Raw genomic sequence first — 13,078 nt, 5'->3', positions numbered from 1 at the left:
GTTCTGAGCTGCAACAGAATTTTAAAGCGCAGTATATTACTGAGGCAATCCCTTATAATTTCTCCATAGAGTGGAGCAAGGGAACAGAAGGTTATTCGGAGGTATTAGAACAGCCCTATTATGAATTCTCGCTCGATTGGGCAAGTGATTTTAATCCGGATGCGCTGGCCGATCGGCATCCTCATCGGGTAACGTATAAACTTATTGCTGTGCCCGGAGATCAGCCTGAATTTTATTTATTGCAGTTTTTGGAACCGGGAAATACAAAGACCCCGGACCTTAGCTGGGCGGATGCGGGGGATTTTACCGGCCGGGTTTCGCTGTTTGACGAAGCGGGACAACAAGCATTGTCGACAATCTATTCGAAAGGGGAAATGACCGATTTTATTCCGGAGGAAACAAAAGATGAGTTTGAAATGTGGGATAATACCAGAGGAAAAACGGATACGGATGAAATGCAACTGGTGTGCGTTACGGTTACCACGCATCATTGTACCGACTGGTACAGAGTTTATAGCGATGGGTAGCGAGAATACACCGGCCGCACCTGCAGTGGTAGTACCACGAGCAGGGTGTGTTCCTCAGGTGGATCCGGAGGTGATGGAGGCTCCACTGGCGGAGGTGGTGGAGGTTCAGGTGGAGGTAGCTCAGGCGATGGAGGCGCCCCGTGCGGGGATCCCGTCCATGGATGCTTTGAAATGGAAGTGACGGATAAGCTGATAAATTTAAATACGTTATCCTTGGATGATGATTATCTAACAGACATAGACCCCGATACTACCGATATCAATTGTAATAACTCTGACCTTAAAGATTGGGAAGAAGCTTGGTGCATGTCATCTGTTCCCGGGGGAGAATATTTAAGCAAGACAAATAATGCTTTGGATAATATTGAACAACGGGGATCAGACTGTGCTGCAATTGCCCAAAAGGGAAAACAACTGTTAAATGAATATGGGCTGCGCTATTATCCGGGCGGTAATTTTTCTTTTGGAGGAAGAGGTCATCCGAGTATGGGGGTTCTGTTAGACGAATTGTGGCTCAATTATTATGGAGATAATACCGTTAAGATGACAGATGTGGATGGATCTGAAATCAAAGTTAATCTTGAATATGGATTAGTTCATGAAATTGAACACGCAATGGGTAAAAACCATATAATTCTACCTAATGGACAAGAATCCGAATTGATAACTTTACATGCTATAGAATGTTCTGGGCTTTAATTACAAATTTAAGAGTTTAGATTGCCTATTATTATGAACATTAAATTTGTTATATATATATCTTTATTGGGATGTATGCTTTTGGTTCAGTTAAGTTGTGTCAATAAGAGATTATCTAACACAGATTTTAAAAATGATATACATAGGGACAGTACTCTTTATGCTACTTTAGTTGAATATGGTAAAACAAATGGTCTTACACAGACTGATCCTAAAAAGTTAAAGTCATCCTTACGGATTGATCCACGCAGCATAGATACAGCATATTCATTCGTAGGTAAATTAGAAGCTAAGGATCTTTATGCATCAAAAAAACAACTGAATCTGCGGCGCCAGATTATAAAGAACCATAATCTAACCATAGCAAATGTTATAGAAGACCAAAAATGTTCTAACTATGGAGGACTGAGGCCACCGCCGGGTCGGGATGATTCCATTGAAATAAAAATACCTTCACATTGTAAAAATATAGGGCTACATTCTTTTATAACCATTATATTTGGACAACCTGAGATCACGGCAGATAGTAATTGTGCGAATATAAACTCTAGGCAATTGGAAGATCCTCAGGCAACATGCTGGGAGATTAAAGCTATAGAATATACCTCTTCGTCTGAACTGATATTTAATCTTTACTTAATAGAAGACCCGGAGGAAGGGTGGAATGTAGTTCATAAAAAAAATATTTGGGGAGCAATTTCAAAAGCCTTTGTTGCTGATCATTTTAGTGTCCTTGTTCTTCAAGCATTTCAATGACTTCTTGCCAAAATTCCAGGAAAATGGGTTCTCGGTCGTCTTTTACCCGTAAGTGCATCTGTTCGAGATGAGAGAGGTGAAGCGTTTTGATATGCTGTCCCCATCGGGCGCTTTTTACAGACACCATGCCATCATTTAGTCCTTCTTTTTCGAAGATATGATTGTTTTGAAAACGACTGATTACTTTAATGGGGATATCGGTCCCCTTACCGACGGCTGCACTATAGGAATAATAGGGAATACCCGGCACATCCGTAATCCGGTTATTAAATTCTTTTGTTATATAACGGCGCGTTAGCTGTTCGGCTGATCCTACGGAATCACTTTTTGTTTTCGGATATATACGGTCGCCCATCCAGTCCAAAAAGTCAGCGAGTTTATCGCGAATGGCATCAGGAGTTCTAAGCGTAAGCTCTGCAAGAGAAGTTCCATGGTGAGGAGTGGAAATAGTAGTAACGGATGCCACCTTTCGAGCGATATTCAGCTCGGAGAGAGCATATCGGATGTCTAAACCACCCATACTGTGAGCTATAATATTTATTTTGTTATAGCCATTTTCGGCAGTTAAGCTATTAATTAATTTCACCCAACGCCGTGCCCGCACTTCTATTTTGGCATAAGGTACAATGTTAGGAGCATAAGCGAGCACGTTGTGAGAACGCATTAGCATCGCTACATCATAAAGGGGGGAAGGTTTTACCAGCGAGGCAATGGCACCATAGCCGTGGCAAAGAAGTACAGGATGCCGTAAATGTACGATTTTGGGTTCGGGAAATTCTTTTAATTCCAGTTTGTTGAACCAGCGATCAGTATCTAAGTGTTCAAGCATGTTAAAAACCTCTTTGATCGGGAGGTACTATCTGTACTCCGGAGCGTTTAAGTTCAGGTAGTTTTTCTTCCAGCCAACCCAGGGTTGTTGCATTTCCGTTGATAATTGCCAGAGAGTGGGCTGCGCCAGGTTTTAATTTGTTAAGTTCATCCAGGAAAACAGCTTTACCAAGATTGTGATGAAGCTGCAGGGCACTCTGTGCTTCTATAAAGGACAGGTCCGATTGCTCAATGATATTCTGGCTATTATTACTGTTTGCATTGAGAAGTAAATGAGCATTGGGTAAAATTTCTTCAAATTGATTAACACGTCGCCGGGCTATAGAAGGATTGGTTTGTATAAGGTCTTCATTGTACTCATTATACAATCGAAAGATAAGGCGATTATATTGACCTGAAAGTTGTTCCTGAAATTCTTTTGCCTGCATGGGATGCTCAATGGACAATAAAATTGGGATAGGTTCTCCCAAGCTCGTCAATTGGCTTAAAATATTACTGCTGGGTATGGCATTAAAAGCCAAGATAATACTGACTTTATTTTGTTGAAGAGTGAGATCAGAATCGGTTTCTAACTTAATAGTTCTGAAAATTATATCCTCATAAAGCAGATGGATTTGCACGATTTCATCTGCTATATTAACCTTTCCAGGGGTTGCAATATCATATGGATAAAATGTACGATTTAAATCAGCATGAAATTGTGTCTTGGATTGTTCTTCAGGAAGACGTGCTTGATATATTTTTCGACTGAAGGAGGAGCCTGCTTGTGCGGAGTACTGCCGGATCTGGCTGTTATTTATGCTAAAGTTTGTGAACTCATTTTGGATAAGGGAATCGGCTTGGGAAAATGAACGAAGCGATTTAGTTGAAGTTTCAACAGTAATAAACAGGTATCCGCTAATAATACAAGAAATTAACAGCAGAAAAACGACGATCACTTTTTTCTTTTGTTCCTTCAAGCTAGGTACAGATATTTAGTTGGCATTTTGCCGAATAATTGTAGGTGAAATTCTAAAGTAATTCTACCTTAAGTTACGGAAGATTCTCCTGATATTCTTTACTTCAATTTTAAAAGGTTTATGACTTACGATTTTCTAAAAGTAGAAAGCGCGCAACAGATAGAAGCATTTCATGAACTTCCGTTCCGCATTTATGAGGGGTTTCCCAATTGGGCACCTCCTTTTCGGTTCGAGATCGAAAATATTTTTGATCCGGACCAGAATGATTTTTTTTCTAAGGGAGAGTGTGAGCGTTTTCTAGTTAAAAATGGGGAACAGGTGGTTGCACGTTTTGCAGTAATGAATACGCCTGAACGTGATAAGGTGCTGGAGCCGACAATGGGTGGGTTCGGATTTATAGAAATGGAGAATGATGCAGGACTGGCACATGAAATTATTCTTTTTGCCCAAGAGTGGCATCGAAAGCGCGGATATAATGCAATGCGTGGGCCTATAAATTTTGGGGAGAATGATACCTATTGGGGATTATTGGTAGAAAACTATGAGGAACCTCCCATCTACGGCATGTTTTACCATCCGCCGTACTATAAAGATCTTATAGAAAAAACAGGAGCCGAAAAGCTGGACGACCACTGGAGTTATAAACGCAGTTTTGATGATCCCATTCCGGAGCGGATGCGGAAAATAACTGATCGTATTGAAAGTCGCCCCGGCGTTTCCTTGCGTCCTATTGATAAGAAAAACATCTATAGGGATGCCGAATATATTCGGGAAATATATAATGAAGCCTGGTGTGAACAGGATATTAATGAGCGAGAAGAAGAGTTTACCGAGTTAACGCAGGAAACTGTAGAGGAGATGGTTGAGAAGTTAAAACCAGTTTTAATACCTGAAAGTATGCTGTTAGCTTTTGTAGATGGTGAACCCGCATCATTTGTGGTATGTGTACCCGATCTGAATGAAGTTTCCAGGGAAACGGATGGAAGGCTTCGTTGGTGGCATTATCCGAAGTTGTTTTGGTTTAAAAGGCGGGCAAAGCATTTGCGATCACTGGTATATGGGACAAAACCAAAATTCAGGAAAATGGGATTGGAAGCATTGACCTTTACCCGGGGTATTCAGCTGACCAGGGAGAAGGTTACAACGCTGGAATACCTGGAAGGGGCGTGGGTGAGCGAAAAAAATTGGCTAATGCAACGAAGTCTGGAGGCGCTCGGTTGCTATCACCACAAAACACATCGAACGTATAAGTGGGAGTTTTAGGTTATACAGTTTTGAAATAAAATTTAATTACATCCAGTAAAAAAGATGGATTGGAAACTTTTTGAATTAAATCCTAAGCCGGTTTTGGTTTATGGTGTGAATTCTCAACGGGTACTTAAGGTAAACCAGGCGTTTTGCAAAAAGTACGGCTATTCAGAGAGCGAAGCTTCTTCATTAACCATACCACAATTACATCCTGAAGAGCAAAGAAAGTGGGCTAAAAAGGCATTAGAAGATATTCAGGAAGATTCTTCATCCAGAAATCATCTTTGGCGTCATATCTCAAAGGATGGAGAGCAGTTTTTCGTAGAAATCTCTTCTCATTCCTATAGCTATGAAGAAGTAAACGCCCGAATGGTATTTATTCATGATGTGACGGAGCGGATAGAAGCAGAACGTAAAGCTCAGAAAGCATTTGACGAGCTGAATCATCATGTAAATAACAGTCCGTTGGGGATGGTAAAATGGAATGCTGATTTCGAGATCATTGAATGGAATGACCGAGCGGCAGAAAAAATGGGATACAGCTCGGAAGAAGTAATGGGAAAGACACCCTATGACTTTAATTATCATTCAGCCGATGAGCTTGAAACTGTAGAGCAAGAAATGGATTATCTAATATCCGGTAAAAAAGAAAAATCTCGTTACGATGTTAAACTATACGACAAAAATTCAGAACTGATTGATTTAAGAGTCCATGCTTCAGCACGCAGGAACGATGACGGGGCATTAATATCGGTAATTACCTTCCTGGAAGAGGTGACAGAACAAAAGAAGATACAGCTTCGGTACCAGCGGCTGTTTGAAAATGCCAATGATGGGATCTTTTTAATGGAAAAAGATCGCTTTATAGAGTGCAATGAGCAGGTCTGCACTATTTTTGGCTGCAGTAAAAATGAAATTTTAGGCAATACACCGGCTGATTTTTCACCGGAATATCAGCCAGACGGTGAACCTTCCCTGCAAAAAGCCCGAAAGGTTATCAATAAATCCCTTACCGAAGGTCCTCAAGTATTTTATTGGCAGCATCAGCGTAAAGACGGGTCACTCATTGATACTGAAGTAAGTTTAAATAGTGTGAGTCTTGGGGAAAATATTTATATACAGGCTGTTGTCCGAGATGTTACCAAACAAAAAGAAAATGAACGAAAGCTTCGCAGGAGTGAAGAGCTATTTCGAAATCTGTTTCTGCAGGCTCCCAGCGCGATGGTTATGGTCGATACAGAGAATAATGTATCAAAGATTAATAAAAGCTTTGAAGATCTTTTCGGTTATACAGAAGAGGAAGTGTTGGGCCAAAATCTCGATGAGGTTTTATCCTCCGGAGATGGTGCGCCTAAAATGTCGAATGATGGACTGCATGGCAATCGACTATATACGGATATCAAAAGATATACTAAAGATGGAGAAGAGCTCGACCTGTTGCTGAGTATTATTCCGGTGCACCTTGATGGTGAACCTATTGCGGGCTTTGGAATCTATATGGATATATCAGAGCAGAAAGAATATGAGCGAAAGCTTAAACAATCGGTGCATGACAAAAAGATCTTGCTGGAAGAAATTCATCATCGGGTTAAAAATAACCTCGCTATTGTATCGGGATTATTACAAATGCAGGTTATGAGTGTAGATGATGAGCGCCTTGCCAGTTATTTGCAAAATAGTCAGCTTCGCATTCAGTCGATGTCTATTGTCCATGAGATGTTGTATCAATCCAAAACACTCTCCGAAATTGAAATGGACAGCTATATTGAGAAACTCGTTCGGGTAATTACCAATACCTTGCAACCTGAAGACAAGGATATCGACGTTAATGTATCGAGTGAAGATTTCTGGCTTAATATTAATCAGGCTATTCCTTGTGCATTAATTGTTAACGAATTAGTTACTAACAGTTTTGAATATGCATTTGAAGGTAGAGATTCAGGACAGCTAGATGTGGCGATATCAAAGAAAGAGGACATGGTACGAGTGCAAGTCCAGGATGATGGTATAGGGCTTCCGGAAAATTTTGAGGAAATGAGAAAAACTTCCTTGGGGATGTCCCTTATAGAAAACCTAACCAAACAACTAGAAACAGAAATTGAAATAGAAAGTGGTGATTGGGGCTCTGAATTTGAATTTACCTTTATCAAAGCAGATAAGCCCGGCTCAAGCAGTTCGGGTAAAATTTAAGATATCATTAGTGTAGAGTTAGGCTTTGTCGCCGAAAATCATATTTAGTATTTGTTCGGCGATTATTTCTTTATCACCGGAAAAGGTTTGCTGGTACTCTTCGCTCAGGGCTATGATTGTATTTTTATCAGTGGCAAAGCCACTTTCCTTGCTAGCAATAGAATTGGCTAAAATCCAGTCGATCTTCTTTCGTGCTCTCTTTTTTTTAGCTTGTTCAATTAGATTTTCTGTTTCCATGGCAAAGCCGATAAGTATTTGTCCATTTTGCTTGTTTTTTCCAAGCCAGGATAAAATATCATGCGTTTTTTGTAGGGATAGGGAAGTATCAGCCTGGTCTTTCTTAACTTTTTGGTCAGAAGTATCAGCAGGTGTAAAATCAGCTACGGCCGCAGCCATAATAATAACCTCTGCATCCGCTTGCTTTTTTACTTCCTCAAAAAGGTCATGGGCAGATGTAATTTCAGTAGAGGATAGTCCCTTTGGGATTGGAACTTGAATGGGGCCATGAATAAGAGAGACTTCGCCACCCAGCTTTTGTGCAGCTCTGGCCATGGCCACCCCCATTTTACCGGAACTGGGATTAGAAATAAAGCGTACCGGATCAATAAATTCCCGGGTAGGACCAGCGGTAACCACTACTTTTTTATTGGTGAGAAGTCCTTCTTTTAGATTCTCCTTGATAATTTCACGACTTTTTGCCAAAATATTCTCTATCTTAGGGAGGCGTCCTTTACCCTCCAATCCACTGGCCAGGTAACCTTCCTCCGGTTCCAGTATATGAATCCCATCTCTTTTGAGCGTTTCCAGGTTTCGCTTAACGGCCGGGGAGCGGTACATCTCACCATCCATAGTGGGACATAGCAGGAGTGGACAACGGGCAGCCATGACGGTAGCGGTTAGCATATTATCAGAAAGTCCACCGGCAATCTTTCCAAGCGTATTCGCTGTGCAAGGAGCAATAACAAAAAGATCGGCCCATTCGCCCCAGTCGATGTGTTTAGTCCAGCTATTGGAAGTGGTTTGGTTTTCAGAAAAGATATCAATAGCAACGCTATGCTTAGAAAGAGAGGCAAAAGTTTCTGCGCCTACAAATCGTCGGGCATCGGGCGTCATGGTTACGCGTACTTCGGCGCCTGCTTTTTGATACGCCCGTAAAAGAAAAGCAGCCTTGTAGGCTGCTATTCCACCAGAAACTCCTAAAATAATCCGTTTACCGGATAGCATTGGTTATTCTTCGTCTTGAGGATACCGGAAGTAAACTTCACCTCTGCGCATTTCGTCAATAGCACGCTGGGTGGCATGGGGAAGTTTTTCAAATTCCTTTGAGATGTTTTCCTGTTCTTCATTGAACGAAAACTCATCTTCATCTTCAAAGCCTTCAAAATACTTTAACTTTTCATCGAGCTGAAGTTTTTCCTGAGCAGCAATCTGGCGTGCCCGCTTAGACATAATGGTAATCAATTCATATTGGTTACCGGTATTTTTATTAAGCTTTTCAATATCAAGCGTTTTAATAGACATCGTTGATCTCTGGTTTAGTCGGTAATAAAAGGTTCTATTATTGCTTGGATCTCGGCATAAGCGGTATCCAAATCATCGTTTGTAACAGTATAGTCGAAGTCTTCTGCATATTCTATTTCCATTTCAGCCCGCTCCAACCGTCGTTTTATTGAGGCATCTGTTTCGCTGCCCCGGTTAAGGAGACGATTTTTTAGAACCTCCAGTGAAGGTGGTTCAATGAAAATAGAAATTGCATCGGAGCCATAAATTTTCTGCACGTTCAAGGCTCCCTTCACTTCGATGTCAAGCAAGGGAAAATACCCAGATTCCACTAACTTATCAACTTCTGATTGTAAAGTGCCATATCGGTTTCCGTTGTAGGTTTCCCACTCCAGGAAATGCCCTTTTTTAATTCTCCTTTTGAATTCTTCGTCAGTAAGGAAATAATAATCCTCACCATTTTTTTCTCCCTCACGCGGGGGACGCGTTGTAGCTGACACAGAAAATCTAATGGAAGGGTGTTCCTTCAGCAAACGTTTAGCTAGGGTTGTTTTCCCGGCGCCGCTTGGCGCCACAATGATGATAACTTTTCCCCGATTTGTCGTATTATTCAACGTTCTGCACCTGCTCCCTGATTTGCTCCAGACTTTCTTTGGCCTGTACGATGTGTTGTGATATTTCGGAATCGTTGGCTTTGGAACCGATAGTATTAATTTCCCGATTAATCTCCTGGCTCAAGAAGTTAAGTCTTCGACCTACCGACTCTTCGTTCTTTACCGCCTTCCGGAAAAACTTGATATGGGATTGGGTTCGTACAATTTCTTCGGTAATATCCATTTTATCAACCAGTACTGCGACTTCCATTTCCAAGCGTTCTTCATCAATTTTATCACTTTCAATAAGCTCATCAATTCGTTCCAGTAGTTGATTCCTGGTTTCCTCCGCACGGCCATTAGTAATCTCTAGTACAGTATCAAGCTTCTCTTCGATATCATTAATTCGTTGCAGAAGATCGTTTTCCAGCTGTGTTCCTTCTTGCCGGCGCATATTCATGAGCATGGTTAGCGCTTTTTCAGTAGCTGCCTGGGTTAGTTCCCAAATCAGCTGCTGAGTTTCCTCATCTTCCTCCCTCGATTCAAAAATATCATTGAACTGCATTAAGTCTGAAAGCTGAACTGTCTCATTTATGCCCGCAGCCTCACTTAATTCTTTAAGCATTTCTTTATAACCGCGAACCAGTTTTTTGTTGAATGTTACCTCTGGCTTGCCAGTATTAGCCTTGTCAATCCGAATGTTTACATTGACTTTTCCTCGCTCCAGGGATTGCTGGAGAAGCTCCTTAAATTCCAGTTCCTGTTCCTGAATGATCTTCGGAAGTCGAAGTGAAATATCAAGATATCGGCTATTGACTGTTTTAAGTTCAACCATCACCGAAATACCTTCCGATGAGGCCTCGCCGCGACCAAAGCCCGTCATGGATGTAATCATAAGAAATTGGATAAAGATTTAGGAAAATACCTGAATCTAAAATAATAAAGTAAGTTGGTGAACAAAATATTATTGAACGGCATTTACAACCTGATCCGCCAGCTCTTTGGCTTCTTCCGCCGACGAGCCTTCAGAATATATCCGGATGATCGGTTCAGTATTGGATTTGCGCAGATGTACCCATCCGTTTTCAAAATCTATTTTCACACCGTCCGTGGTATCGGGATCGTATTTTTGGAATATATTTTTGGCCTTAGCAAGAATGGCATCCCCGTCAACATCAGCCAGTTTCATTTTGCTTTTTCGTATTACATAATCAGGAAGTGAATTCCGGTATTCATCAGCTGTAATGTCTCTTTCGGCTAGCAACTGCAGGACCATTGCCATTCCAACCAAGGCGTCGCGCCCGTAGTGTAAGTCCGGATTGATAACCCCGCCGTTTCCTTCACCGCCGATAACGGCATTCACTTCCTGCATCTTTTTAACGACATTAATTTCTCCAACAGCTGAACGATGGCATTGAACTTCGTACTTCTGGGCGATATCTTCAGCAACTCTTGAGGACGAGAGATTCGTTGCACAGGCTCCCTTTTTCTTATCCAGCAAAAAGTCGAAAGCAGCAGCCTGTGTATATTCTTCGCCAAATAAACTCCCCTTGTCAGAAACGATCGCTAACCGATCGGAGTCGGGATCAGTAACAAACCCGATATCACATTTTTTTTCTTTGACAAGTTCACAAATATCGCCTAAATGTTCGGGTAGGGGTTCAGCAACATGTGCAAAAAGTCCACTCGGTTCGTCATTAATGGTTTCAATAGTGTTAACGTCCAGAGCTTTTAACAGTTTGGGCAAACTCGTAGCTCCTGTTCCATTTACCGGGTCGATAGCGACTGAAAAACCTTTCGAGGCAATGAGATCGGGATCAATATAGGGCAGGTCCAGTATTTTTTGGATGTGATAGTCCAGCAGATCTGGATCTTCTGTCACCGTACCGATTTCATCAAATTTCTTGTAGGAGTAGGATTGTTCTTTGCTGATATCGATAACGTCGTTACCTTGATCAGCATCCAGGAATTCACTCTTGCTGTTAAGCAGCTTCAAGGCATTCCATTCCTCGGGATTGTGGCTTGCCGATATAATAATCGCTCCGTCAGCCTTATGTTTTAACACGCCCATTGCTACGGTGGGAGTAGGCGCTATCCCTACTTTAATGACCTCACAACCTACTGATTGTAATGTAGCGCAGACGATATCTTCACAGATCTGTCCCGTAACGCGGGTATCTCGACCGACTACAATTTTTCCACCCCCGGTCCATTGACCAAAAGCAGCTGTATATTGGGTTAAGTTTTCTGGTGTTAAATCAGTTCCAAAAACGCCCCGGATACCCGAGACAGAAATCATTAATGACATTTTCTAGTTCTTAGTTATTTGAGTGATCATGAATTAAGAGAAGCAGTTAGTATGTATATTTACTGTTAACTGCCAGCTGTTCACTGGTTACTGCTTTTCAGGTTTCCAACTTTCTTCACGAGATCCGGCGTGCTTATTTTCAAATCGTGCAATCACAAAGAGGAAATCCGAGAGTCGGTTGAGAAACTTAATTGTTAAATCAGAAATTTCATCTGTCTGTTGACAGGCTACGGCTGCCCGTTCAGCCCGTCGACATATCGTGCGAGATACATGAAGTGTAGCTCCGGGTTGAGAGCCGCCAGGCAGGATAAAGTTTTTCAGGGGATCAAGTTCTTTTTCCATATCGTCTATGGCATCTTCCAGAAAATCCACATCTTCCTCAGAAATCCTGTTAATGCGTGTTTTAGAGGTGGGAGGAGTCGCTAAATCTGCACCAAGCACAAATAATAATTCCTGTACTTTCTTTAAAAGTGCCGTTCCTGTATCAGAAAGTTCGTAGCTGGCAGCTAACCCTACAAATGAATTGAGTTCATCCACTGTTCCGTAGGCTCGGATGCGTTCATTTGACTTCGAAACTCGCTGCCCGCCGAACAGGGAGGTATCACCTGAATCTCCCTTTTTAGTATATATCTTCATAATTTTGTGAAGGTAAATAAAATGAAATTTAAATTACAGAGTATACAGAAAATTATCAGGTTAATACGATTGGAATTACTCTTTCGAAGGTAATGTCACAAAACCATTTCCTATCTTGGCGGCTTTTATATTCTGATGTGTTAGTTTAGTAAGTTTTTTCCATAATTGTTCCGCCTCTTCTGTTCGACACGCTATATCAAGGCTAACTTCCTCCAGGTATTGTGCCTTAATTTCTTTCAGATCAAAACTATTCTTAAGCTGATCAATTTGTGACTGGCAGTGGTAAGGGTAGGTGATTCGAAAATTACGCGTGGGTATTAGTGTAAGTAACTTAGCTTTGTCCAGACATAGTCTGGCTGAATATCCATAAGCCTGGATAAGTCCTGATTTTCCTAATTTGGTGCCACCATAATAGCGTACGACAATACAGCCGCAGTTAACAATATTATATGATTTTAGTTGATTCAGAATAGGGCGACCCGCTGTTCCATTTGGCTCTCCATCGTCCTGCGCAAATTCTTCAATGTTATGGGAATTTATTCGCCATCCGTAACAGTGATGGGTCGCATCCGGATATTTTGATTTTATTCCATCAAATTTTTGTTCAAACTGGCTAATAGAAATGGCCGGGAAAAGGTAGCCGATGAATTTGGACCCCTTTTCCCGAAAAGACGTTTTATTGGTTTTCTGAACCGTTTTCAATGCTGAAATGTTTTACCTGTGTTGGAAACTTGACAATAAATTATGAACAAATACCCAATTATCAATTAATAATCATGACTGCCAATTTAGAATATTTCTGAATAAGATCTATATCTTATATAGGTTATTCTA

The 13,078-nt window shown here is 41.3% G+C and carries 14 protein-coding genes; 5 read left to right on the top strand and 9 right to left on the bottom strand.

All coding sequences use genetic code 11. The features are described from left to right. The 3 genes from ABEB05_RS07825 to ABEB05_RS07815 form a co-directional block, all read left to right on the top strand. A partial coding sequence (locus tag ABEB05_RS07825) for a hypothetical protein (protein ID WP_265789028.1) occupies nt 1–527 on the top strand: 527 nt, incomplete at its 5' end. Between the two features lie 45 nt (nt 528–572). Further along, nucleotides 573–1,226, top strand: coding sequence for a hypothetical protein (locus tag ABEB05_RS07820; RefSeq protein WP_345694244.1), 654 nt, complete (start codon nt 573–575; stop codon nt 1,224–1,226). Nucleotides 1,227–1,259: 33 nt separating this feature from the next. Further along, entirely contained in the window at nt 1,260–1,982 is a 723-nt protein-coding gene (locus ABEB05_RS07815) for a hypothetical protein (protein WP_265789022.1), read from the top strand. Here the strand turns inward: ABEB05_RS07815 and ABEB05_RS07810 are convergent. Both ABEB05_RS07810 and ABEB05_RS07805 read right to left on the bottom strand, forming a co-directional pair. Further along, nucleotides 1,951–2,811 carry a PGAP1-like alpha/beta domain-containing protein gene (locus ABEB05_RS07810; protein WP_265789020.1) on the bottom strand — a complete coding sequence of 287 codons (861 nt, stop codon included), beginning with the start codon at nt 2,809–2,811 and terminating at the stop codon, nt 1,951–1,953. The genes ABEB05_RS07815 and ABEB05_RS07810 overlap by 32 nt on opposite strands. Nucleotide 2,812: 1 nt before the next feature. After that, a complete protein-coding gene (locus ABEB05_RS07805) occupies nt 2,813–3,769 on the bottom strand; it encodes a hypothetical protein (RefSeq protein WP_265789018.1) in 957 nt (318 codons plus the stop codon). Between the two features lie 120 nt (nt 3,770–3,889). Between ABEB05_RS07805 and ABEB05_RS07800 the strand changes: the two genes are divergently transcribed. Together ABEB05_RS07800 and ABEB05_RS07795 are read left to right on the top strand one after the other, a co-directional pair. Next, on the top strand, nt 3,890–5,032 hold the full coding sequence (locus tag ABEB05_RS07800) for a hypothetical protein (protein WP_265789017.1): 1,143 nt from the start codon (nt 3,890–3,892) through the stop codon (nt 5,030–5,032). Between the two features lie 45 nt (nt 5,033–5,077). Beyond that, entirely contained in the window at nt 5,078–7,207 is a 2,130-nt protein-coding gene (locus ABEB05_RS07795) for a PAS domain S-box protein (RefSeq protein ID WP_265789010.1), read from the top strand. A gap of 18 nt (nt 7,208–7,225) precedes the next feature. On the opposite strand, the gene coaBC is transcribed toward ABEB05_RS07795, so the two are convergent. The 7 genes from coaBC to ABEB05_RS07760 form a co-directional block, all read right to left on the bottom strand. After that, nucleotides 7,226–8,431, bottom strand: coding sequence for a bifunctional phosphopantothenoylcysteine decarboxylase/phosphopantothenate--cysteine ligase CoaBC (gene coaBC, locus ABEB05_RS07790; RefSeq protein ID WP_265789008.1), 1,206 nt, complete (start codon nt 8,429–8,431; stop codon nt 7,226–7,228). 3 nt (nt 8,432–8,434) lie between these two features. Beyond that, nucleotides 8,435–8,728 (bottom strand): DNA-directed RNA polymerase subunit omega, encoded by a 294-nt coding sequence (locus ABEB05_RS07785; RefSeq protein WP_265789006.1) that lies wholly within the window; start codon nt 8,726–8,728, stop codon nt 8,435–8,437. Nucleotides 8,729–8,742: 14 nt separating this feature from the next. After that, a complete protein-coding gene (gene gmk / locus ABEB05_RS07780; protein ID WP_265789005.1) occupies nt 8,743–9,321 on the bottom strand; it encodes a guanylate kinase in 579 nt (192 codons plus the stop codon). Continuing rightward, entirely contained in the window at nt 9,314–10,195 is an 882-nt protein-coding gene (locus ABEB05_RS07775; protein WP_265789003.1) for a YicC/YloC family endoribonuclease, read from the bottom strand. Before ABEB05_RS07775 ends, gmk begins: the two co-directional genes overlap by 8 nt. Nucleotides 10,196–10,264: 69 nt before the next feature. Next, nucleotides 10,265–11,608, bottom strand: coding sequence for a phosphoglucosamine mutase (glmM, locus tag ABEB05_RS07770; protein WP_265789001.1), 1,344 nt, complete (start codon nt 11,606–11,608; stop codon nt 10,265–10,267). An 87-nt stretch (nt 11,609–11,695) separates the two neighbouring features. Beyond that, a complete protein-coding gene (locus tag ABEB05_RS07765; RefSeq protein ID WP_265789000.1) occupies nt 11,696–12,244 on the bottom strand; it encodes a cob(I)yrinic acid a,c-diamide adenosyltransferase in 549 nt (182 codons plus the stop codon). Nucleotides 12,245–12,319: 75 nt separating this feature from the next. Next, complete coding sequence (locus ABEB05_RS07760) at nt 12,320–12,946, bottom strand: IMPACT family protein (RefSeq protein ID WP_265788998.1); 627 nt, start codon at nt 12,944–12,946, stop codon at nt 12,320–12,322. Nucleotides 12,947–13,078: the final 132 nt, after the last annotated feature.

The sequence above is a fragment of the Fodinibius salicampi genome (genome assembly GCF_039545095.1).
GTDB classification, from domain to species: domain Bacteria; phylum Bacteroidota; class Rhodothermia; order Balneolales; family Balneolaceae; genus Fodinibius; species Fodinibius salicampi.
This window is presented reverse-complemented; position numbering and strand designations above follow the sequence as displayed.

Bases quoted from the DNA above. Each gene is read 5' to 3' on its own strand.
- ABEB05_RS07815 (WP_265789022.1), top strand. From the start codon at position 1,260: ATGAACATTAAATTTGTTATATATATATCTTTATTGGGATGTATGCTT.
- ABEB05_RS07810 (WP_265789020.1), bottom strand. From the start codon at position 2,811: ATGCTTGAACACTTAGATACTGATCGCTGGTTCAACAAACTGGAATTA.
- ABEB05_RS07800 (WP_265789017.1), top strand. From the start codon at position 3,890: ATGACTTACGATTTTCTAAAAGTAGAAAGCGCGCAACAGATAGAAGCA.
- ABEB05_RS07795 (WP_265789010.1), top strand. From the start codon at position 5,078: ATGGATTGGAAACTTTTTGAATTAAATCCTAAGCCGGTTTTGGTTTAT.
- coaBC (WP_265789008.1), bottom strand. From the start codon at position 8,431: ATGCTATCCGGTAAACGGATTATTTTAGGAGTTTCTGGTGGAATAGCA.
- ABEB05_RS07785 (WP_265789006.1), bottom strand. From the start codon at position 8,728: ATGTCTATTAAAACGCTTGATATTGAAAAGCTTAATAAAAATACCGGT.
- ABEB05_RS07775 (WP_265789003.1), bottom strand. From the start codon at position 10,195: ATGATTACATCCATGACGGGCTTTGGTCGCGGCGAGGCCTCATCGGAA.
- glmM (WP_265789001.1), bottom strand. From the start codon at position 11,608: ATGTCATTAATGATTTCTGTCTCGGGTATCCGGGGCGTTTTTGGAACT.
- ABEB05_RS07765 (WP_265789000.1), bottom strand. From the start codon at position 12,244: ATGAAGATATATACTAAAAAGGGAGATTCAGGTGATACCTCCCTGTTC.